Here is a 21360-nt window from a genome sequence, read left to right as displayed (position 1 = left end):
AAATCAATTCACGCCGCATTCTTAATCTCTCCCTCATCTGGCTCATCTCCCTGTTGGGCGATCGCTACCTCTGCTTGGTAGGGCTTCTCTGCTTCATCAGGAGGCAAAATGATACTATTAAAATAGTTTAAATTTACAGCAGTTTCCTGTAAGGTGGGCATTGCTCACCATTATCTTAAATGTCCATCACATAGGGTTTTCTGGGCAATGCCCACCCTACGATTTGTGGTCTAATCATACAATCAGTGCTGTAAGCTCAAAATTAAAACCAATCATTTAGTAAGCTCATTAACTTGTACTGCTGCTATTTTTTACCAAATCCTCATGTATAACCCATCCAAAACTAGAAAAGCGAGGTAGCGCGTTGCAAAGCCAGCGCCTTAAGCGGGTTTCTCCTTTGTGTGCGCTCCTGCGCTTCGGTTGGGTTAAGAGTTTATAATCAATCGCAATCCTTATAATTTCCATTCCCCTTTGATTCTGTATAATCTGCCATGCTAAAGACCTTGTTGGGCGATCCCAACGCTCGTAAACTTAAGAAATACCAACCTTACATTACAGAAATTAACCTTCTTGAGGAAGACATAAAACCGCTGTCAGACGATGAACTAAAGGGCAAAACAACAGAGTTTAAACAGCGCCTGAAGAAAGGCGAATCGCTCGATGCCATTCTAGCCGAAGCGTTTGCAGTTGTACGCGAAGCAGGACGGCGAGTGTTAGGGTTGCGGCACTTTGATGTTCAACTTTTAGGCGGTGTCATCCTGCACTCCGGGCAAATTGCCGAAATGAAAACTGGTGAAGGGAAAACTTTGGTTGCTACCTTACCGAGTTATTTGAACGCCCTTACAGGAAAAGGCGTACACGTCATCACTGTCAACGATTACCTGGCTCGTCGCGACGCGGAATGGATGGGACAGGTGCATCGTTTCTTGGGATTAACTGTGGGGCTGATTCAGCAGAGTATGACGCCCAGTGAACGCAAGAAAAACTACGACTGTGATATTACTTATGTCACCAACAGCGAAGTGGGCTTTGACTACCTGCGCGATAACATGGCGACAGACATCAAAGACGTGGTGCAGCGCGAGTTCAACTACTGCGTGATTGACGAGGTAGACTCTATCTTAGTTGACGAGGCGCGGACTCCGCTGATTATTTCCGGACAGGTAGAAAGACCCACAGAAAAATACTTAAAAGCAGCTGAAATCGCAATAGCGCTGCAAAAAGAAGAGCATTACGAAGTTGATGAAAAAGCTCGGAACGTGCTGCTGACAGATGAAGGCTTTGCTGAAGCAGAACAGCTTTTGGGAGTCAAAGATTTATTTGACCCAGAAGACCCTTGGGCGCACTTCGTTTTTAACGCAATTAAGGCAAAAGAACTGTTCCTTAAAGACGTAAACTATATTGTCCGTAACGGAGAAGTCGTCATTGTAGACGAGTTTACTGGTAGAGTTTTGCCAGGACGGCGTTGGAGCGATGGACTGCACCAGGCAATTGAAGCAAAAGAACGAGTAGAAATTCAGCCGGAAACTCAAACTTTGGCGACAATTACCTACCAAAACCTGTTTTTGCTGTATCCCAAACTCGGTGGTATGACCGGAACGGCAAAAACGGAAGAAGTGGAGTTGGAAAAAATTTACAAACGGGAAGTTACGGTAATTCCCACCAACAGAACCAGAAGACGCCAAGACTTATCTGATATGGTCTTTAAGACAGAAGCGGGCAAGTGGGGGGCAATTGCCAAAGAATGTGCAGAAATGCACACAATTGGCAGACCAGTGCTGGTAGGAACCACAAGCGTGGAAAAATCGGAATATCTCAGCCAGTTGTTAAGGCAGATGTCTATTCCCCACGAACTGCTCAACGCTAGACCTGAGAACGTGGAACGCGAAGCCGAAATTGTCGCCCAAGCCGGACGCAGAGGAGCAGTGACAATTGCTACCAATATGGCAGGAAGAGGAACTGACATTATTTTGGGTGGTAATTCCGAGTATATGTCACGTCTAAAGCTGCGAGAATACTTGATGCCCCGGATTGTGAAGCCGGAAGATGATGATACGTTTGGCATTCATAGGGCTGCTGGATTACCGTCCCCGGGAACTGGCGGAGGTCAAGGCTTTGTCCCAGGTAAGAAAGTGAAAACTTGGAAAGCTTCGCCACAGGTTTTCCCCACTCAGCTTACCAAAGAAACGGAAAAACTCCTCAAAGAAGCGGTGGAAGTAGCTGTGCGGGAGTATGGCGATCGCAGCTTAACAGAACTGGAAGCAGAAGACAAAGTCGCTGTGGCGGCGGAAAAAGCTCCCACGAATGACCCGGTGATCCAGAAATTGCGCGAAGCTTACAAGCGTATTAAGCAGGAGTACGAACAGTTCACTAATAGCGAACACGATGAGGTCGTGGAATTAGGCGGTTTGCACGTGATTGGTACAGAACGTCACGAGTCGCGACGGATTGACAACCAGTTGCGGGGACGCGCAGGACGCCAAGGAGACCCCGGTTCGACAAGATTTTTCCTCAGCTTAGAAGACAACTTGTTGCGGATTTTTGGTGGCGATCGCGTCGCACGGCTGATGGATGCTTTCCAAGTCGAAGAAGATATGCCCATCGAATCCGGAATGCTTACTCGTAGTTTGGAAGGCGCACAGAAAAAAGTTGAAACCTACTACTACGACATCCGTAAGCAGGTGTTTGAGTACGACGAGGTAATGAACAACCAGCGCCGTGCTATCTACGCCGAACGTCGTCGGGTGCTAGAAGGGCAAGACCTCAAAGAACAGGTCATTAAATACGCCGAAAAAACGATGGATGAAATCGTTGACTTCTACATCAACCCAGACTTACCCTCAGAAGAATGGGAATTAGACAAGTTGGTTGATAAAGTCAAAGAATTTGTCTATCTGTTGGCGGACTTGCAGCCCAATCAATTAGAAGATATGTCAGTTGGCGAGATCAAAGCCTTCCTCCACGAACAAGTGCGGATTGCTTACGACCTCAAAGAAGCCCAAATTGACCAAATTCAAGCCGGATTAATGCGCCAAGCGGAACGATTCTTTATCTTGCAGCGGATTGATACCCTCTGGCGAGAACACCTACAACAGATGGATGCCTTACGCGAATCCGTAGGATTGCGGGGTTATGGTCAAAAAGACCCGCTGATTGAGTACAAGAGCGAAGGTTATGAACTTTTCTTGGATATGATGGTCAACATCCGCCGAGATGTGGTATACTCCTTGTTCATGTTTCAACCGCAGCCTCAGCCAGTGATGCAAGCACCCTCAGAGATGGTTTGAGGTGAAGCACAATAGATAATATTTCGTGCAAAGACGCTAAGAAAAACTTTGCGTCTTTGTGTTTTGGGGTGAAATTGCTTAAGAGTTTTCTATCATAGATATAGAAACCTCTGCGGTTTTTACTTGGGAAGCTCCCAGAACGCCAACACCCGTAAAAGTAAGCTTTGAGGATTACCTGACTTACGATAGCGGGACTAATATCATGTCCGATTAAATAACCAAACTCAAGTTTGTAGTGAGGAATGCGCGTCCTCTTCTACAAAAACAAGGACTCTTGTCCTTACTACATATAAATTTTATTATGGGTAATTTGCCGAACTTGATATAACAACCGTGAACTGGTACACGGGAGACTGGTTTTAAGGAGAAAATTATGGATAAGGTTTTTTCAATAGACAAGCTGTCCTCATATCATCGCGCAAAAGTCTTCAAGCTTTTGATAGTCGCTATGACAGCATTGGGAATGAGTTTTTTATCGCCTCAAGAAGCTGAAGCACAAAGTAATTCCACTTCCAGTCCGGGCGTGGGCAACATTCCCAATTATCCTATTGGGACGCGCATCTATCCGAATGGTGTCATTAACAAACCAAATGGAAGTGCGATTTATCCTGCCACGACAATCAATAATGGCAACGGTACTACCACTTACTATTACCAGGATGGGACGCGCATTAACACCAATAGCAATACAGTTAGTCCTGGTGGAACTTTTATTACACCAGGAAGCTCGAATGGAGGGTTGAACCCTACACGAGAACGTCCGAATGGACAGCTTTTGCTGACACCAGGAAGCTCGAATAGAGGTCTGAACAATTAGTAGCTACCCTTAGACCTTAAGTTTGGAAAAATCTCAAAAGGGCAAGTTCAGTTCCAGACTCCTTGCGGCTTTAGCTTGGTAACAGGTTTAACGTCAGCGACTATTGCTACATTTAAAGTACTTGGATCAGTAGAAGTTTAACCTACAGCAAACTCTGTAAATTTTCTTTTGTAAGGCGAGTGAAATCCTAATACAATATCTTGCTTGGCAACGCCTAACGCTACTAATTCATCAGTAATGTTAGCTTCCGTACCATTATGCTGAATCCAAATTTTTTCATCCTTGATATCAAGATGCAAAACGCAACCATATACCCGTCGATTCTTCTGCCAACCCACATAAACTAACTGATAGTGGTCATGTTCAGTATCAAAAATAGTCTGTACTTCAACTTCACCTTCTGATTTACCGTACTGACTATATGTTGTTAGTAGCTGTTTAATATATGATCGACAATCATCTAATTTTGCCATGTGATAATCACCTCATTTTCAATGTTATAAATTAGCAAACGTAATTGATATTGTTGAATTATCATCTGAGTAAATGGCAGTTGAAAAAAACTATCATAGGTATCGGATGGAACTGCTAAATATAAAGCACGATCTGGCTCTTTTTGTGAAAGTGCAAAACGATTTATATGCTATTCATGTTCTCAAGGCATAGCCAGGGCACAAACTCATTAGTAACAAGTTATAGCAAGGTTACAATTGTCAATAAGCAATATTGCTTATAATTGTGATATTTGTAACGCTACGCCTGGCTTTGTGCCTGTGCAGGATATAAGCGTGCGTTCACCTGCACAGTTACAATGATGAAGACACTTTTCGGCAAAACGTGAGGCAACAAATGGGATTGGCTGGGGTGAGAATTATCTTAGTAGAGCCAGCAGGTCCAATTAACGTGGGGTCAATAGCACGGGTGATGAAAAATTTTGGGTTCAATCATCTGGTATTAGTCAATCCTCAATGCGATCCGCTTTCACCAGAAGCGTTGCAAATGGCAGTTCATGCTAAGAATGTTTTAGAATCGGCGGTATCAGTGGCGACATTGCCAGAAGCATTGCAAGGATGTACACGAGCGATCGCCACGACAGCTCGTGTTCGTAACTGGGATTCCCCCCTAGAAAACCCCCGCACAGCACTACCCTGGTTACTGGAGAAACCAGAACAACCCGCCGCACTCATTTTTGGTAGGGAAGACAGGGGGTTGAGTAATGAAGAATTAAATTATGCTCAACGATTTATTCGCATTCCTACCAGTTCCAGCTATCCATCGCTGAATCTGGCGACTGCTGTGGGAATTTGCTGTTATGAACTGGCACAAAGTGACGCAAAGATTGAAGAGGACACGGGGACTTCTTCCCTCGAGGCGTCTTCTAGTGAGCCTGCACCTTTGGATATGTTGGAAGAATACTACCAGCAGTTAGAATCACTATTGCTCGAGATTGGGTATCTTTATCCTCATACGGCAGCCAGCAGGATGGAAAAATTCCGGCAACTGTATAATCGCGCTCAGCTACAAACTAAGGAAGTTGGTATGTTGCGAGGTATTTTACGGCAGGTAGAATGGGCGCTTGAGAACCGGAACAATCGTGAAGACTTTTGACTCATCTAAAAATCTCCGGGAAGTGTGGAAACGAGCGCGGCTATGCCTGCGGCACGCACTCGCGTTCAGCCCTGGGAGGAACACAACGCGGCGGTTTTAACCGCAGTGACAATCAATCCGGTTGAGCGTTGTATCAATCGGACTTTGTTTTTGCTGAACTGACTTAGCCGTTTCCAGTGTTGCTCAGATACAGAAACTTGTTTTTCGGTATCACCACTTACCCAACCGCGATAAGTTTTGGTTCCTTAAGTCGCCTCAACGTAGTCACCTTTGCGGAAACCGTGGCGGGTAACAGTGCCGCCGTACTTACGACGCACTCCACCCTTTGCAGGGATCATGAGATGAAGCTGGCGACGCGATACGGTCGGGCGACGGATCACGGTGAACGGTGCGGGTGTTATTTGTACCTTCCCATGGAAGCCCATCGAATGAGCCGAGGTAATGCCGTATCGGATGAACGCGCTACACGCTAAGGCTACGCCGTCTACTGCGTGAGTTGCCGCTATAGCATCACCCTTGGAATGCTTTTGTTTGTGCAGTCCTAGCTGCTGTCGAATTTGGGCAGTTTGCCAGCCTTCCACTTGCTGCACTTGGCAATAAGTTTCTAGGTTTTCTATCTGCCAACGTTGTCCAACCATCACAGGACTAAACCCTTTGTCACCACGTGCCTTGACTATTTCGTAAGCAATGGTGCTAATCGGATAAATCAGAGATACTTCGTCAAGTACTCGCAACTCTAGCTGGCGGTTAGCACGAATACTGGCAGGCAGCTTGCATGAAGAGCGATTGTCAAATCTTACTTGTCTGTGAGCGCGTTGGTTGTAAGGTAGCTTGTGGTTGATCCTGCTACCTCTGCGACCACGCCGCATCATGCGCCGTTGTTCCATCCGGTCTTTAACCGTTTTGAACGGTAACTGTAGATGAGCAAGCCACAACGTAAATTTAGCTGATTGGACACCAACACCGCTGTAGAGCTTTCCCGGATCGATACCAACCGCGATTGGTTGCGTGTCGGTAGTCCTAGGACACCTCACTAACTGGATCTGGAAGATGCCGAGGTCGTTGTGTACAACTTTTGCCTTTCCAAGATTCAGCCAACGACGCGCCCTGCTGGGTTTTGTTGGCATCAGTGGCTTGCCTGATGGTGAGAAAACTGGAACTCGATACATTTTGAGATAATCCTCTATAAACCGGACTGGGGAAGCATCCGGCAGTTCGTGCCAGGGTTAGGCTAAACTGGGCTAGTCACACACGTAAGCCTTGCTGCTTACAAGCCCCGAGGCAAGAGCCAGGGGTTTGTGATCGGTTACCATGTATCGAGTCATCCTACCAAAGCCTTTGATTATGGCTTAAACTAAACACAAAATGTTATTGGTAAGCAGAAATTGATTTCAGTAACAAGGAGCTTTAAAAGTTACTTTGAATTGTAGTTAGGGAGTCGGCACAAAAAAACAATTCAATCCCTATAAACGTTTGAGAAAAAACTACGTCCGCCCCTAAGGTGAAGCCTTTATAAATATGTTTTAAATTATACACTTTTATCACCATTGTTTTTTATGCCAACCAGAACAATTATAAAAACTGTTTCGCGGCGTCAACCCGCCAACGGTCACCAGGTTAAGCGCAAAGTCCAAAAGCAGGGGCAAAATAAAGTTGAAGTGCCAAAACAGCAGCAACGAGCTTCCCATAAAGCAACAACGCCTACACGTATAAAATCTATACCCCCTCTCACCCTTGCAATACCAACAAAGCGAAGCGGGGTAGTAGCCCAAACAGTTAAACCCATCGCTACCGCAAAAGGGAGGATTCCACCCTACAACCCAAAGACAGCATTCAAGAATGTGCGGGCGCGGAAGCAGCCGTTACCCAGAAAAACCATTCCAACCCGAAAAACGCGGTTAAAGCCGATGGCAAAAACATTTTTGTATGGGCTGCGGTTGTTAATTGTGGGAGTTGGTATCGGTGCAATTGTAGGCACTGTGTTATCAGTATTAGATCCTGCGACTCGCATCGCCATACCAGAAGCAACATCACCTGAGACAACTATCGGGCAAGCACAACCACAGTCTACCCAAAATCCTCCAGTAGCTCCTAGCTTATTGTTAACTCAGGAAATTTCTTCTTTAAAAACTGTTGTACAAAATTTAGCAGCAGCAAACCCCAATCTCACACCAGGAGTTTTCTTGGTAGATTTGGACAATGGCAGTTATGTGGATGTGAATGGCTCCTCTAGTTTTTCTGCTGCAAGCACGATTAAGATTCCGATTCTAGTTGCCTTTTTCCAAGATGTAGATGCCGGCAACATTCGCCTAGATGAAACACTCACCATGCAGAAAGAAATGATGGTGGGCGGTTCTGGGGATATGCGGTACAAACCAGTGGGAACCCAGTTCACAGCAATGGAAGTAGCAACTAAGATGATGACAGTTAGCGACAACACAGCCACAAATATGCTGATTGCTCGCTTGGGTGGTATGGAAGTGCTGAATCAGCGTTTCCAGAGTTGGGGTTTGACAACCACTGCAATTCGTAGTCCACTTCCCGATTTGCAAGGGACAAACACCACCACTCCCAAGGAGTTAGGGAATTTGATGGCGATGGTGAGTAAAGGCAATTTGGTAAGTATGTCATCGCGCGATCGCATATTGGATATTATGCGCCGCACTGTCAGAAATCATCTCCTCCCAACCGGTTTAGGACCAGGTGCAACCATTGCCCATAAAACGGGTGATATTGGGACAACACTAGCAGATGCGGGTGTGGTGGATATGCCCACGAGCAAGCGTTACATAGTTGCTGTTATGGTACAACGCCCTAATAATGACTCCCGCGCCGAAAAACTCATCAGTTCAATTTCTCGTGCTGCTTACCAACAGTTTAGCCAACCTGCTGCCATAAGCGGCACTACAGGCAGCACAATGCCCCCAACTGGTTATCAGTCCCCACTCATGAGTCCGCCTTTACCTAACAGCATACCCAACAATATGGGAAGAACAATGCCCCCAACTGGTTATCAGTCCCCACTCATGAGTCCGCCTTTACCTAACAGCATACCCAACAATATGGGAAGCACCGTACCCAACAATACTTATCAGTCTCCCGTTCAGCCCCCGGTGATGAATCCGCAGTATTATTATCCTTACCAACGGTAATCCCGGTTTTATGACATCTACTACACCTTCAATCCAATTTTTTGCTGGCATCTTTGAACAACTCAGCAACGTCAGCTTGCGAGGTAACCCTAGTTCTGGAAAGCGCATTGTTTTGATGAGATTCAATCAATTGAAAGCTTTGGAAAAATTTAACAGCTTCACCAAACAATCTTTAAATTCCATGCTTTTAACAGACGAAGAAGGTGAAATTAGCGTGACTCCTTCTTCCACACAATTTATTTTTGGGGGTGCAGAAGGTGATGAATTGCAGCGCGTAGAGTGCAAATTTGAAATTGAGCAGGATGACCATTGGGAAAGATTTATGAGATTTATGCATCGTTATGCCGAGGCTAATGGTATGGCATATGGAGAATCGTAATAATTATTAGTTCAGATAAATTAAAATTGATTGTTGACTGTTGACGTGGATAAGCCGAGACAGGTACACCTTTAGTGGGTAAATGAGGGTTTTGAGGAATCAGAGATTGCGTAATCTTACTGCACTGTTAATTCCCCAGCTCCCCCAAAATTTTTCACTATCTAGATTGTGAGACAATAAAGCGTTTACTACTGTTACGAGAACCCAAAAAACTGAGTAACCAAGGGCAATAACTTACCGCAAGTTTGCACCAACTCCACAGTCGATGGTAAATCCGCAATCGTTCCTTTCAGCATTTTAATTGCATTTTTAGCTATCTTCTGCATACCTCCATCTTCTGGTTTTTGACCAGCTTCAGCAATTTTTTGCAGTTGTTCCAAGGCTTCGGCTTTGTCTTCATCACTCAGGTTAGTATCACCCTCAATTACGACTTGAAGTTCTTGGAGAAGTTCCTTAATTCCTGGTTTGTCTGGTGAACCAGAGTCAGGTAACTGATTGATAGTATTAGTGACATTACCGCTAATTGCACCAATTGCAACGCCTGTCATTGCCATATCTTCCCCTGCGGCGGCAACACCACTGATATTACCTTGGGCACCATTGATTGATACATTGCCTTTACTTTGGGACATAATTGTATCTCCTTGAGTTTGATAAGTCTCTACATAAAATTTTGGCTGTTGAATCGCATTTTCTAGGAGTTTTTCTAAGCTGTTAATACGTTCATCTTTTTCTTTAATACCAAGTAAAAGTGCTTGCAAATCATGATACGATAAAGATTTAATTTTAGTGTATGTTTGAAAATATTCGTTATACAGTTCAGAACGGTTGGCATCACCTGCAACTAGTGCTTGGAGTCTAATTTTTTCTTGTCCTCTACCTTCAAGGGCGACAACTTCTAATTCAGCTTCTGGATAATTATCAGCTAATTGTGTGATTGCAATAGCAGCGGCAGTGGGGTCAATACCTTCATAATGAAGTAGGTCAAGAGTTTTGAATTTACTGGCAACCTGGCGTGGGTCAACATTTTGAGTTTGGTATAAATCAAGAGTTTTGATAATTGGGGTGATAAAATCAGCAAAATCACCTTCCTTGAATGTTTCAGCGCGATTATCTGGTTTGCGACAAGGGTCTGGGTCTTCTTTTGTCGGTAGTTGCATATAGATATATTCGCATTTGATTGCTTCAATTTTTGTATCAGTGGAAATGCCCCAATTTTGAATATAAGCCCCAGTTAGACAAGCTGCTGTTAAATCAGATTTATATAATTGTGCTTGAGCTAGTTTGGCACCGGATAAATTTACATTTTCTAAAGTTGCTTTGCTCAAATCTGTACTGATGAAACTAGCGTCTTGGAGATTAGCATCTTTCAAGTTTAAACCACACAAGTTGAGATTATCATAATTTTTGTCTCGACCATCTTTTGTAATTACTAGTTGTCGCACTCTTGCATCTTGTAAATATGTGCCTTCAACTCTCGCTTGTTCTAATTTTTGTGCTGCAAACCAACAGGTACGGGTGAGCGTGGCTTTTCTAAAGTCTACACTTTTAAGGGTAGCTTGGGTAAAGTCGGCGTCGGTTAAGTCGGCACCGCGAAAACTTGTACCACTTTGGGAAACAATACCAACTGCTAAAGCGCGGATGAGTTCATATTTCTTGTTTGCAGCGATCGCCTGCCAAGCAATATAAACACCATATATAATTACTACTAACGCAATTAACACAGCTGTTAATAAAGCTGACTCATCTGTCCTCACTCCAAATAAAGCACCAAGCACTGCACCCAGCAAAGCTACCGTTATGGTAACAACTCTGTGGCTAGGTATATTCATGACTTTGGCTAAAGCGATCACAAAAGCCATGTTACCAACCCCAGCAATAGTTCCAATTAAACCTAATGCCGTAGATTCTGCTGCTAGTGCAAGATTGATTCCTTCTTTGTTGTTTGGAAAAACTGCAACACCTGCAATTAAACAAGCGGTAATGACAGCAGCAACTATTACCAGATTGACGCTGAATCCTTGTCGAAAAATAATTAATAAAAAGGTGGCTAAGGTGACTAGGGAAATTATTCCAAAAAAGGAATTACCGTCATCAGAAGTATTTAATAAATCACTGATATAAGCACCAGCATAGCCGGAAATTAAACCAGCGAATAATGACATAAATAATAAGAAAACTACTAAAGCAATTGCTTTATAAATTGGTAAACCAGCTTTGGCATGACGAAAATTAGCACCCACTAAAATAGCATTACTGAAATCTGCACCACGAATATCAGCATGGCTAAAATCTGCACCTACCAAGTTTTTTCCCCGGAAGTCAGCACCTTGTAAATTAGTGTGGTGAAATTCATATGCCATTACTGTTTACCCATATTGCTTTATATACAAATTCAAAATCTAGAATCATATTAAGGACATTTCCATCTAAATATTACTTTGATGGCTGCAATCTCGCACATCTTAGGTGGGTTAGAAGTTCTGTAATTTTTCTTGGCTTGGTTTACAGAAGTTCTAGCTGCGTTCTCCCTGGAACAATTTCTAAGATATTCTTCTACCTCTTTTTTTAAAGCGTCCGCTGTGGCTTTATTTTTCTCTAACACTGATTTGGCTTCCTCTGTAGCAATGCTTTTTAGTGCTTCCATGGCTTGATAACGAACGAGTTTATTTTCATTCATATCGAGGAAAATTTCTATTAGCTGCGGTACAGCATCTTTAGCGTCAGCACCAATTTTTCTTAAAGCGATAGCAGCATTAAACCTTATACTCCAGTTTCTATCTTTGAGTGCAGCAGTCAATTCTGGAACGGCTTTTTTACCAATTTTCCCTAAACTATCAGTAGCTAAGCGCACAGTCTGGCTACAATGGGGCTGCAAGTCTTCCTCTAATTTCGCCATCAAAATTGGAATTGTTTCTTCTTGTTTTTCGCCAATTTCAACTAAAGCAACAGCCGCACTAAAGCTGATGTCATCATCGTCAAGGGCTTTTAGCAAAGCTGGAACAGCTGATTTTGCGTCTTTACCAATTTGTCCTAGGGCATGAGCTGCTTGGTAACGTACCGTATTATCTTTATCTTTGAGGGCAGCAATCAAAGCCGGAACAGCTGATTTTGCATCTTTACCAATTTGTCCTAGGACATGAGCTGCTTGGTAACGTACCGTATTATCTTTATCTTTGAGGGCAGCAATCAAAGCCGGAACAGCTGATTTTGCATCTTTACCAATTTGTCCTAGGACATGAGCTGCTTGGTAACGTACCGTATTATCTTTATCTTTGAGGGCAGCAATCAAAGTCGGAACAGCTGATTTGGCACCTATTCGCCCTAAAGCTTCCACAGCCTTAGCGCGCAATTCACTGTTTGTATCTTTGAGAACATCAATTAAGTCAGGAACGGCGTCTTTGGCATCAACACCTATGTACTCCAGAATTTGAACTACATCGGAGCGTATCTCACTATCTTTAAGAGCAATAATTAAACTTGGAACTGCATTTTTACCAATACTTATTAAAGCATTAAAGGATACAGGTTTTAAATCACTGTCTTTATCTTTAAGAAGTTTAATTAGAATTGGGACAGCATCTTCATCAGCGCCAATTACCCCTAAAGCATAAACAGCACTGACGCGCACACTACTTTCTTTATCCTTAAGGGTAGCAATCAAAACGGGAACTACAGATTTACCATCAGCATTGATGTTACTCAAAGCAGAAGCTGCATCGGCGCGTATGTTCTTATCCTCATCCTTGTGGAGGTTTATCAAAAAATTTGCTACACCAATTTTCCCTAAAGCATCAATAGCACTAGCACGCACAATGCTTTCTTTATCTTCAACAGCAGCTATTAGCAGGGGAATCGCTGGTCTGATGGCAATAAGTGCGGAATTTTCTGTGTCTTGTTTTGCAGAATTAGTAAGCCTGAAAGAATCATCTGCTTCTAAAGCGAGACTTATCAGCCCCAAAGCATCAGCAGCCTTGGCACGCACGTTGCTATTTTCATCTTTGAGTGCAGTAATCAAAGCGGGAATTGCATCTTTACCTATTTCCACTAAAGCAGAAGCCGCACTATCACTTACTTTACTGTTTTTATCTTTCAACACTGTTATTAAAGCAGGAACAGCAGACTTGGCGTCAGTACGAAAATACCCCAAAGCATCAGCAGCACTGATGCGAATATTACTATCTGTATTTTGAAGAGCAGCTGTTAAATTAGGAACGACTTTTGCTGCTGCACCCATTTTCCTCAAAGGACCAACGGCATTTTTACGTACACTGCTATCAATATCATTTAAGGCAGTAATCAAAGTGGGAACAGCATCCTTGGCATCTGTACCCATCCGTCCTAAAGCATCAGCAGCAGATGCGCGTACTTTTTTATCTTTATCTTGCAAAGCAGTAATCAAAGCAGGTACAGCGTCTTTACCAATTCGCCCCAACGCATTGATAGCCTGAGAGCTAACATCAATATCATTTAAGGCAGTAATCAAAGTGGGAACAGCATCCTTGGCATCTGTACCCATTCGTCCTAAAGCATCAGCAGCAGATGTGCGTACTTTTTTATCTTTATCTTGCAAAGCATTAATCAAAGCAGGTACAGCGTCTTTACCAATTCGCCCCAAGGCATTGATAGCCCGATAGCTAACATCATTATCTTTCATTGCTGCAATTAAAGCTGGAACACTATCTTTGCCCATTTGCACTAAAGCTGTAGCAGCACGACTGGCAATATCATCGTCTCCATCCCCAAGGGCGATAACTAGCGCTGGAATAGCATCTTTACCAATTTGCCTTAAAGCTTCGACAGTAATTACCCTTACATCTGGGCTTTTATCGTTTAATGATTTTTTTAATACAGGTATAGCAGGTGTCGCTTGTGAACCAATTTGAGCTAATACAGCAATTATACTGATACGAAAATCTTCATCCTGACTTTCAAGCGCTCTGGTAAGAGCAGGTACAGCTTGTGACTGACAGTTTACCAATGCATCAAAAGCTGAAGCAACAGAATCCTCCTGTTTTAGCTTTTGGATATCCAAGTTAATGTTATTAGCAGTACATTCGGCAATAGCTAACTGTACTAAAGGCTGACGAGCAATAATTTTTGTGTTACAAAACACAAAAAAGCTGGCAGTTCCAAGTAAAGTTAGCATTGTGATTGCAATAGCACCGAATTGAGAGGACTTTCCGCGCATAATTACCTCCTGTCAAAAGGGTTTCAGTGCAAAATGCGTGGTATATGCATCTTGACAGCTTAGAATTACACACAGACAGATCCAAGATAAATTAGTACAATTCCGGATAAAAATGCTATAAGCAGCGCTGATACCGCATCCCTGGTAATTGCGAAACTAAACCCATGAGTTCCAACTGCAACAAAGCGCTGGAAACTTCACCCGCACTCATACCCGTTTGTTGGATAATAAAATCAAAGGGTAAAGATTCTGAAGCGATCGCATCGATAACCCGTTGAAGTTCTGGTGATAAAGTTGGCAACGCTAACTGCTGTTGTAATGACGGCGATGCTTCAACAGAATCGAGTTGTGGTATTGCTCCCAGCATTTTTAACAGTTCGTCTAATTCCTTGAGAATGGGAGCAGCTCCTTGACTAAGTAATTTTAAGCACCCTTGAGATGGGTAATCATCGAGCCTTCCTGGTAGGACATAGACATCTCGGCCAAAATCGTTTGCGTAACTTGCGGTAATCAAAGCACCCGATTTTATCGGTGCTTCCATCACCAGAACAGCACGGCTCAAACCTGCGATAATTCTGTTACGACGTGGAAAGTGAGTGCGATCGGGTGGGGTTTTCGCTCGATACTCACTGACAACCAATCCCGCCGTCAAAATCTGCTTGTACAGTTCTCGATTTTTCGATGGATATACGACATCTACGCCAGTACCCAAAACTGCGATCGTGCGTCCTCCAGCTTTCATCGTAGCAGCGTGACTTTCAGTATCAATTCCCTCTGCCAAACCAGAAACTACAGTGAACCCATTTTTAGCCAAAGCCGTACTAATTTGGCGAGTCCAACGGATACCATACTCCGAAGGTTGGCGTGTACCGACGATTCCAACAAGTTGTTTTTGTCCAAGATTTTCTTGCAAGTCTACTTCACCGCGATAATACACAATCGGCGGTGGACTGGGAATTTCCAGCAGTAACCGGGGATAGTCTGCATCTGCTGGTGTCCAGAAATTCGGGTTTTGCTCTTGGTGTTGCACAAGAAATTGTTCAGGTTGCAGACGGGAACGTTGTTGCACAACCTTTTGCAGAGTCTGAAAACCAAAACCTTCTACTTTTCCCAACTGGGCAGGCGTAGCTTCCCAAGCTGCTGCCAGTGTACCAAAATGCTGCTGCAACCGTTGTAATAATACTGGACCAACTCCAGAAATTTGTGACCAAGCTAGCCAGTATGCACGTTCTTGTCCCAATTCCCTATCCTCAAGCCACTGGGTTTATTATTCCCAGATTGTCCAAGCAAAGACACACGCAATTATTGATAAATCATACTAAGCACATGATTGCATCTCTTTCATAGCAAAAACTTAAACGAAGACTTTGCGTCCCTTTGTCTTGAAAAGTTTCCTAGGTCGGGAAACCCCTTCGGGTTCGCCAGTTGCCTAGGTCGGGAAACCGACGCCAGTCACCTACGGCGGGAAACCCGCCTGCACTGCTGGCTCCTCCTGCAGCACTGGTCTCACCTCCTGCAGAACTTTTCGCTGCGCTACCTTTGCGTTCCTCTGCGTTTAAAAACATTACCAATTCATGAAATGCTGTACTAAGCAGAATCCAGTCCATATCGTTCCTGCATCTCCTGCCACTTGTGCCAAGCCCAGCCTGGTTTGTACTCCAATCTTCGGGCGACTTCCTGCCAGTCGCTTAAGCTGAGGTTCAATTCTGGTAAATCTTTGAGTTGATGATAAACCCAGCCCTTTTGATACCCTTTCTCTTGTTGAATATTAATCATTTGTTGTACTACCGCCAGCTTCAGGGGATTGTACTCAACAACGATTTCTGCAAATTCGGCTGGTAAAACTTCCAAAATAGAGAACTCTTGTACCCCTTTTTTATCTCTTGGCTTGTTAACAAAGATAAATTTCCCTTGACAAGCCGGACAGGTAGCCATGTTGCGTTTCTCTCCGATTGGGTGGGACGAAATACGTGACGACAGTTGGGACATTGCAATACCCCCGGACCCAGCTTAAGGCTAATCGGATCCAGACTCCAAGGAATGTCGTTATCGGGCCACGGCAGGTTGATGTGGGTGTCCGTGTGGTCGATGATGATAGCGTGAGTTTTTCCTGGTGCTGGTCTTAAACTTCTGCCGATCGCCTGAAACCAAACCGTCAAACTTTTAGTGGGGCGAGTAAATTGAATCGCTTCTATCAGTGGGATATCCACACCTTCAGTCACGATAGAATGCTGGCACAGGACTAACACCTTTCCAGTGGCAAATTCCGCCAGAATATCTTGCCGTTTTGACATTGGTGTATCGCCATCCAAGTGGGCTGCGGGTATTCCTGCTTCGCAAAAAGCATTGGCGAGTTCTTTGGAATGGTCTACAGACACGGCAAACAGCACCGTCCGCCGTCCAGAGGCGTGTTTTTTCCAAGTCTCAATCACATCGCCAACAACTAAAGTCTTTTTGACGAACTTTTCCAGTTGGGCTTTGTTGTAATCCCCAGCCGTGGTTTTTAACCCAGCGCCACTGGCACGAATGATATGTGCAGGTGCGTAAAGCTTAAAAGGTGCTAAATAATCAGCAGCAATGAGTTGGTTAACAGATGGACCACAAATTAACGATTCAAACCCTGGTGTGGCGCTATACAACCAGCGTAACCCCCTACCATCCGTTCTCATAGGGGTGGCGGTAAAACCTAAGATATAACTACCCTGTTCTGCGTAGTGTTTAAATACAGTGGCGTAGGTGCGGCTGTGACAGTGATGTGCCTCATCAAAAATGACAAGCGATGCTGGTGGCGGCTGACGGCGGATTAAGGTTTGGATGGACGCCACCTGTAGCAGTGCATCGGGATTGGGTTTGTACCCAGCTTTGATGATACCTACAGGTACACCGGCAACGGCTTCCAGTTTGGTGGCGGCTTGGGTGATTAATTCTTCCCGGTGGGCGATGACAAGTACAGGTTCTGATTGTTTAGTGAACTCGTTGGCGATCGCACAGAAGATAATAGTTTTACCGCCTCCAGTTGGTAGCTGTACCATAACGCGATGTTCTCCCACTCCCCAATGGCGAAAAACCTGTTGGATGAGTTCGATTTGGTAGTCGCGCAACTGAAATTGGGGAAGAGTGGATGTCATTGCGTTCGGAACGAAAAATGAATTAACACGCTTCGTTTGAAAGCGCAAATACCTAGTCATGCGCTTGTGCTGCTTTTAAGTTGCCTCCGTTAGACAACCAAAGTTTCTTAAAAATACTGACTATACTACTATATAAATAATACAATCCAGCGCAAAATTCTGGTACGACTCAGCTATCAAAAAAGTCGTGGGAACGTGAAGTTCCCTTAGTACAGCATTTCATTAATTCGTAAGGTTTTTAAACGCAGAGGAACGCTCTCGGTAAACGCAAAGGTACACAGAGTCTTTGTTCAAGTTTTCGCTATGAACTTATGGAATCATGTACTTAGTTCTTTTTCAGGCTTTCCACTTCACAAATAAGGCATAAATATAAGCGATCGCTTCAGAAATGACTGTCCGCACACCTTCGCTAGAAACCCACCATTTCTTTGGATCGTATTCTGATGGATCGGCGGCAATCACTCCCACTTTGATTTTGGGAGCAAGGACTTGTTTGTATATCAGCCAACTTCTACGGGCATGGGCATCATTTGTAAACAAATTTACTGATTCTAGCTGGTCATTTGAACTTGATAGCCATTGATGAAATGCCACCGCAGAGGCATGGGTACGATCCTTAATAACTTTAGGTGTCGGAACAACGACCAGCTTTTCTTTTGGTACACCCATTTCTTTGAGAGTTGCTGCGGCAATTTCTGCAAAATTCTTGTATTTAACCAGATAGGAACCTCTTTCCACGGGTACTCCTGTGGTAAAAATTTGGCGATAGGTACCAGTGGAAATCTCGGCAAACGCTTGTTTTAGTGCTTCGTCTGTTAGCCATCCTTCCACAACCAACGCTTCTGCTTTAATCGGGGATGTGACTGCGAGAAATGGGTGTATGTGAGTTATCATGAAAACTAATAAAATAGCGGCAATTACGAATATACTTACCAATCCTTGAAGGGTAAGCATCCACATTTCTTGCCGCTTTATGAACTGAATTTTGGGGAACTTGTGCTTTTTATAACGAGTTTTTGTAGGCATTACACCTTTGCTAAACGCTGAGTCTTCAAATATTCAAACACAGATTTATCCCCAATATCCGGAGGAATTGCTTGTATTGCTTTACGCACTGCAAACACCACAAACAAAATTGCCCACAGTCCTAATAAAACCTGTTCTCCCTGTGTTGGCAAGACTCCAAGCATATGTCCTAGCAGTAGTACCGGCACTATTGGCGTCAGTATTTTGGTTTCCAGACGATTGAAGCAAAATGCTTCTTTGAAGTAAATCCCTGTCAAAGCGACAAAGGTAAAGCCTACTCCCAACAACGTCAGTGGTTGCGTGTAAACGGTGACAGCTAAAGGTGTACTGCTAGATAATGCCAGGATAACAGCGGTGATGCTGCCAATACCCCAAAAAACTTGCAACAGTCGGTGCAGAAACGCCATATATATATGGATAGTCAGTAAACTGACACCAAGCGCCAGACTAAAACAGGCATATAAAGGCGTTAGGAGTTGGAAATTTGGGTTATTGTTTAGCACAACCAAAGCGCTGCCGATCGCAAAACTGAGTGCAGCTACCATTAATCCAGCACGGTAGATGATCACGCCTGTGCGATCGCCCTCAGTTAGAGTAAATTCTCCAAACTGACCTTGATAAACTTCTGGTACATATACTGTTTGCTGAGTCATAGTTATTTTAGATTTGACATTTTGGATGACTTGGTCATAAGAGCAAAAAAATTTTCAACCCACAATTTCTATACTAATAAGTACTAACCCTTGCCTGTGATCTGGTAGAAATTTCTAGAAATCTTTCCCCAGTCCCCAGTCCCTAGTCCCTAGTCCCCAGTTCTAAAAAACTGCCTAAGCTTAAAAAGCAAGTTCCACCGTATCTCCCAAGTGTATCTGCAACTGTGACTGTGCGTTACCGCGATTGATGGCAATTTCTACCCAACCGTGACTCTCAACGAGTGCGATCGCCTCTCCAACTTCCACCTCACTATAACTTTCACATCCTGTCATCGTTAACCCAGCTGCTTTGACATACCAAGTTTTGCCTTGCACGTAATTTCCTGGAATATTGGTGACTAAGTTACCGAAGTGGTCAATATATTGAATGGAACCTGCGATACCAGTTTCTGTTAAAATACATCCAGATATATCCATTTGTACCAAAGTTGCTGAGTTAATTGGATTCCCCAGTTCTTGAAAAGGGACTCCGTTGGCAAGATGTGCAGCGACTGGCGCAAAAATATCCCTACCGTGAAAAGTCTTGCTCGGTTGAGGGGTTCTCCAATAATCAGGGTTTGTCAATTCTACTACTGCGATCGCTGGGCTTTGACTTAATAATCCGCTGAATGTGCCATTATCTGGTCCCACCAGATAGCCATTGGCAACTTGTACTGCGATCGCCCGTCGCGTTCCTCCTACACCCGGATCGACCACTGCTAAATGCACAGTTCCATCTGAAAAGTAGGGGTAAGCATTCATTAGGCAAAACCTAGCCGCTGCAATATTTTGCGGGGGAATTTGGTGTGTCAAGTCTACCACCCTCACTTGGGGGTTGATTTGGGCAATGACTCCCTTCATCACGCCGACATAAATATCGCGATCGCCAAAATCGCTGAGCATAGTGATCATGGGGTTAGGATGCATCTGGCTATAATATATTTCTGGTTGATTAATATATATGACATTTCATTTGTCTGTAACATTAGCTACGAAAAATTTGCTATGTTATGAAAAGCAGACATATAATGGAGAAGTTAAAGAGGCTAATTGTCAAAATGACCAAGAACAGAGTGCAAGCAATAACAAAGGCACGGGAAGTGCATCAATCGAATATTAAAAGAAGCTTAGAACATCGCTTAGAAGTAGCTAGAGCCAAGGGCGATGAAAACCTAATTCGGCTATTGGAAGCAGAAATGAAGTATTTTAGCTAAGTCAAGATTTTATTGTTCTAGTTCATAGTTTTGTTGTGTATTAGCCCGCTTTGGCGGGTTTTTGTGTAAAGGGGACTGGGGATTGGTTGAAATAGCGTTCCAGCACAAAAATCCTCACCCCTAACTCCTTTCTTTGCCACCTTGGGAGAGAGTTCAAAGGTGAGGAAACTGACGATAATTGATTAAGCAGATTTTGTATTAGAAGTTATTTGGCACTGGCTTCGAGGGTTTGACCAGAAGTAGAGGGAGATAGTTCGCCTAGATTAATCTTGACCACACGATTACGGACTTCTTCTACCTTAGGCAGGGTAAGAGTCAAAATACCATCGCGGTAGTCAGCTTGTACGTTGTCATTTTGCACTGCAACTGGCAAGTTAATAATGCGCTGGAACTGACCATAACGGAATTCAGAGTGCAGGTGGTTGGAGTCGTTATGCTGGCGCTGACGTTCTCCAGAAAGAGAAATAGCATCACGAGTAACTTGCACATCCACATCCTTTGCTGCAACACCAGGAAGCTGTGCTTTTAAAATCAAGTTATCACCTGCATCAATTAATTCAACAGCAGGAGCCCAAGCAGCAGATGGTGCATCACTAGTTTGAGCCGTTAGCTCATCAAACACTTGATCCATCTGACGGCGAAGGTTTTCTAATTCTCTGAAAGGTTGCCAGTAGCGAATCATCATAAACTATTTACCTCTGCATTAGTTACTAGTTACCAGGTGTTATTCAGTAATTCTTGCAGTGTTTTTACTGCTGACACCTGCTATATTGCCCTAATACTGTATGCACTGAAAATGCAGAGAACACGAAATTTGAAGTAGTGTTTTGCCCACCTCGGGAAGATGAGTTTGAAACAGTTAAATT

Annotated in this window: 21 protein-coding genes; 7 read left to right on the top strand and 14 right to left on the bottom strand. The window is 43.8% G+C overall.

Going from position 1 to position 21360, the window contains the following annotated elements; all coding sequences use genetic code 11:
• Nucleotides 1–8: 8 nt before the first annotated feature.
• A complete protein-coding gene (locus V5G28_RS02245) occupies nucleotides 9–161 on the bottom strand; it encodes a hypothetical protein (protein WP_332992905.1) in 153 nt (50 codons plus the stop codon).
• A gap of 330 nt (nucleotides 162–491) precedes the next feature.
• On the opposite strand from V5G28_RS02245, the gene secA reads away from it, so the two are divergent.
• Nucleotides 492–3287, top strand: a complete 2796-nt coding sequence (secA, locus tag V5G28_RS02240) for a preprotein translocase subunit SecA (RefSeq protein WP_336229489.1) — start codon at nucleotides 492–494, stop codon at nucleotides 3285–3287.
• Between the two features lie 373 nt (nucleotides 3288–3660).
• Nucleotides 3661–4104 carry a hypothetical protein gene (locus V5G28_RS02235; RefSeq protein WP_332992903.1) on the top strand — a complete coding sequence of 148 codons (444 nt, stop codon included), beginning with the start codon at nucleotides 3661–3663 and terminating at the stop codon, nucleotides 4102–4104.
• A 137-nt stretch (nucleotides 4105–4241) separates the two neighbouring features.
• Here V5G28_RS02235 and V5G28_RS02230 read toward each other — a convergent pair whose 3' ends face one another.
• On the bottom strand, nucleotides 4242–4577 hold the full coding sequence (locus V5G28_RS02230) for a XisI protein (protein ID WP_332992901.1): 336 nt from the start codon (nucleotides 4575–4577) through the stop codon (nucleotides 4242–4244).
• On the bottom strand, nucleotides 4565–4744 hold the full coding sequence (locus V5G28_RS36550; RefSeq protein ID WP_442994199.1) for an element excision factor XisH family protein: 180 nt from the start codon (nucleotides 4742–4744) through the stop codon (nucleotides 4565–4567). Before V5G28_RS36550 ends, V5G28_RS02230 begins: the two co-directional genes overlap by 13 nt.
• Nucleotides 4745–4953: 209 nt before the next feature.
• Here V5G28_RS36550 and V5G28_RS02225 point away from each other — a divergent pair, with 209 nt between their 5' ends.
• Nucleotides 4954–5712, top strand: coding sequence for an RNA methyltransferase (locus tag V5G28_RS02225; protein ID WP_332992952.1), 759 nt, complete (start codon nucleotides 4954–4956; stop codon nucleotides 5710–5712).
• A gap of 24 nt (nucleotides 5713–5736) precedes the next feature.
• Nucleotides 5737–5874, top strand: a complete 138-nt coding sequence (locus V5G28_RS02220) for a hypothetical protein (protein ID WP_332992899.1) — start codon at nucleotides 5737–5739, stop codon at nucleotides 5872–5874.
• A gap of 83 nt (nucleotides 5875–5957) precedes the next feature.
• Here V5G28_RS02220 and V5G28_RS02215 read toward each other — a convergent pair whose 3' ends face one another.
• Complete coding sequence (locus tag V5G28_RS02215; RefSeq protein WP_332992897.1) at nucleotides 5958–6881, bottom strand: RRXRR domain-containing protein; 924 nt, start codon at nucleotides 6879–6881, stop codon at nucleotides 5958–5960.
• 387 nt (nucleotides 6882–7268) lie between these two features.
• Here V5G28_RS02215 and V5G28_RS02210 point away from each other — a divergent pair, with 387 nt between their 5' ends.
• Both V5G28_RS02210 and psb28 read left to right on the top strand, forming a co-directional pair.
• Nucleotides 7269–8864: a serine hydrolase gene (locus tag V5G28_RS02210; protein ID WP_332992895.1), complete on the top strand. Its 1596-nt coding sequence runs from the start codon at nucleotides 7269–7271 to the stop codon at nucleotides 8862–8864.
• A gap of 10 nt (nucleotides 8865–8874) precedes the next feature.
• The gene (gene psb28, locus V5G28_RS02205) at nucleotides 8875–9243 is read left to right on the top strand and encodes a photosystem II reaction center protein Psb28 (RefSeq protein WP_332992893.1); all 369 of its coding nucleotides are present in this window, start codon (nucleotides 8875–8877) and stop codon (nucleotides 9241–9243) included.
• 194 nt (nucleotides 9244–9437) lie between these two features.
• On the opposite strand, the gene V5G28_RS02200 is transcribed toward psb28, so the two are convergent.
• From V5G28_RS02200 to V5G28_RS02160, 9 genes are all read right to left on the bottom strand, one after another.
• Nucleotides 9438–11606, bottom strand: a complete 2169-nt coding sequence (locus V5G28_RS02200; protein ID WP_332992891.1) for a pentapeptide repeat-containing protein — start codon at nucleotides 11604–11606, stop codon at nucleotides 9438–9440.
• Between the two features lie 50 nt (nucleotides 11607–11656).
• The gene (locus V5G28_RS02195) at nucleotides 11657–14434 is read right to left on the bottom strand and encodes a HEAT repeat domain-containing protein (protein ID WP_332992889.1); all 2778 of its coding nucleotides are present in this window, start codon (nucleotides 14432–14434) and stop codon (nucleotides 11657–11659) included.
• A gap of 115 nt (nucleotides 14435–14549) precedes the next feature.
• Nucleotides 14550–15674, bottom strand: a complete 1125-nt coding sequence (gene dprA / locus V5G28_RS02190) for a DNA-processing protein DprA (protein ID WP_332992887.1) — start codon at nucleotides 15672–15674, stop codon at nucleotides 14550–14552.
• A 154-nt stretch (nucleotides 15675–15828) separates the two neighbouring features.
• Complete coding sequence (locus V5G28_RS02185; protein ID WP_336229486.1) at nucleotides 15829–16041, bottom strand: hypothetical protein; 213 nt, start codon at nucleotides 16039–16041, stop codon at nucleotides 15829–15831.
• Nucleotides 16022–16285, bottom strand: a complete 264-nt coding sequence (locus V5G28_RS02180; protein ID WP_336229484.1) for a hypothetical protein — start codon at nucleotides 16283–16285, stop codon at nucleotides 16022–16024. Before V5G28_RS02180 ends, V5G28_RS02185 begins: the two co-directional genes overlap by 20 nt.
• Nucleotides 16231–17562: a DEAD/DEAH box helicase gene (locus V5G28_RS02175; protein WP_336229483.1), complete on the bottom strand. Its 1332-nt coding sequence runs from the start codon at nucleotides 17560–17562 to the stop codon at nucleotides 16231–16233. The genes V5G28_RS02180 and V5G28_RS02175 overlap by 55 nt, the downstream gene beginning before the upstream one ends.
• Before the next feature lie 336 nt (nucleotides 17563–17898).
• Entirely contained in the window at nucleotides 17899–18588 is a 690-nt protein-coding gene (locus V5G28_RS02170) for an ElyC/SanA/YdcF family protein (protein ID WP_332992881.1), read from the bottom strand.
• Nucleotides 18588–19241, bottom strand: a complete 654-nt coding sequence (locus V5G28_RS02165; protein WP_332992879.1) for a DUF2301 domain-containing membrane protein — start codon at nucleotides 19239–19241, stop codon at nucleotides 18588–18590. The genes V5G28_RS02170 and V5G28_RS02165 overlap by 1 nt, the downstream gene beginning before the upstream one ends.
• A gap of 180 nt (nucleotides 19242–19421) precedes the next feature.
• The gene (locus V5G28_RS02160; RefSeq protein WP_332992950.1) at nucleotides 19422–20192 is read right to left on the bottom strand and encodes an SAM hydrolase/SAM-dependent halogenase family protein; all 771 of its coding nucleotides are present in this window, start codon (nucleotides 20190–20192) and stop codon (nucleotides 19422–19424) included.
• Between the two features lie 146 nt (nucleotides 20193–20338).
• Between V5G28_RS02160 and pirA the strand changes: the two genes are divergently transcribed.
• Nucleotides 20339–20494 carry an arginine synthesis PII-interacting regulator PirA gene (pirA, locus tag V5G28_RS02155; protein WP_198940826.1) on the top strand — a complete coding sequence of 52 codons (156 nt, stop codon included), beginning with the start codon at nucleotides 20339–20341 and terminating at the stop codon, nucleotides 20492–20494.
• A gap of 205 nt (nucleotides 20495–20699) precedes the next feature.
• Here pirA and V5G28_RS02150 read toward each other — a convergent pair whose 3' ends face one another.
• A complete protein-coding gene (locus tag V5G28_RS02150) occupies nucleotides 20700–21179 on the bottom strand; it encodes an Hsp20/alpha crystallin family protein (RefSeq protein WP_332992874.1) in 480 nt (159 codons plus the stop codon).
• Between the last annotated feature and the right edge of the window lie 181 nt (nucleotides 21180–21360).

This window comes from Scytonema sp. PRP1, assembly GCF_036697665.2.
Lineage (GTDB): Bacteria > Cyanobacteriota > Cyanobacteriia > Cyanobacteriales > Nostocaceae > Kalymmatonema > Kalymmatonema gypsitolerans.
This window is presented reverse-complemented; position numbering and strand designations above follow the sequence as displayed.

Bases quoted from the DNA above. Each gene is read 5' to 3' on its own strand.
- V5G28_RS02175 (WP_336229483.1), bottom strand. From the start codon at position 17,562: ATGACATCCACTCTTCCCCAATTTCAGTTGCGCGACTACCAAATCGAA.
- V5G28_RS02195 (WP_332992889.1), bottom strand. From the start codon at position 14,434: ATGCGCGGAAAGTCCTCTCAATTCGGTGCTATTGCAATCACAATGCTA.
- V5G28_RS02245 (WP_332992905.1), bottom strand. From the start codon at position 161: ATGCCCACCTTACAGGAAACTGCTGTAAATTTAAACTATTTTAATAGT.
- psb28 (WP_332992893.1), top strand. From the start codon at position 8,875: ATGACATCTACTACACCTTCAATCCAATTTTTTGCTGGCATCTTTGAA.
- V5G28_RS02170 (WP_332992881.1), bottom strand. From the start codon at position 18,588: ATGCCTACAAAAACTCGTTATAAAAAGCACAAGTTCCCCAAAATTCAG.
- pirA (WP_198940826.1), top strand. From the start codon at position 20,339: ATGACCAAGAACAGAGTGCAAGCAATAACAAAGGCACGGGAAGTGCAT.
- secA (WP_336229489.1), top strand. From the start codon at position 492: ATGCTAAAGACCTTGTTGGGCGATCCCAACGCTCGTAAACTTAAGAAA.
- V5G28_RS02165 (WP_332992879.1), bottom strand. From the start codon at position 19,241: ATGACTCAGCAAACAGTATATGTACCAGAAGTTTATCAAGGTCAGTTT.
- V5G28_RS02230 (WP_332992901.1), bottom strand. From the start codon at position 4,577: ATGGCAAAATTAGATGATTGTCGATCATATATTAAACAGCTACTAACA.
- V5G28_RS02210 (WP_332992895.1), top strand. From the start codon at position 7,269: ATGCCAACCAGAACAATTATAAAAACTGTTTCGCGGCGTCAACCCGCC.
- V5G28_RS02160 (WP_332992950.1), bottom strand. From the start codon at position 20,192: ATGATCACTATGCTCAGCGATTTTGGCGATCGCGATATTTATGTCGGC.
- V5G28_RS02150 (WP_332992874.1), bottom strand. From the start codon at position 21,179: ATGATGATTCGCTACTGGCAACCTTTCAGAGAATTAGAAAACCTTCGC.
- V5G28_RS02185 (WP_336229486.1), bottom strand. From the start codon at position 16,041: ATGGACTGGATTCTGCTTAGTACAGCATTTCATGAATTGGTAATGTTT.
- V5G28_RS02215 (WP_332992897.1), bottom strand. From the start codon at position 6,881: ATGTATCGAGTTCCAGTTTTCTCACCATCAGGCAAGCCACTGATGCCA.
- V5G28_RS02225 (WP_332992952.1), top strand. From the start codon at position 4,954: ATGGGATTGGCTGGGGTGAGAATTATCTTAGTAGAGCCAGCAGGTCCA.
- V5G28_RS02235 (WP_332992903.1), top strand. From the start codon at position 3,661: ATGGATAAGGTTTTTTCAATAGACAAGCTGTCCTCATATCATCGCGCA.
- V5G28_RS02200 (WP_332992891.1), bottom strand. From the start codon at position 11,606: ATGGCATATGAATTTCACCACACTAATTTACAAGGTGCTGACTTCCGG.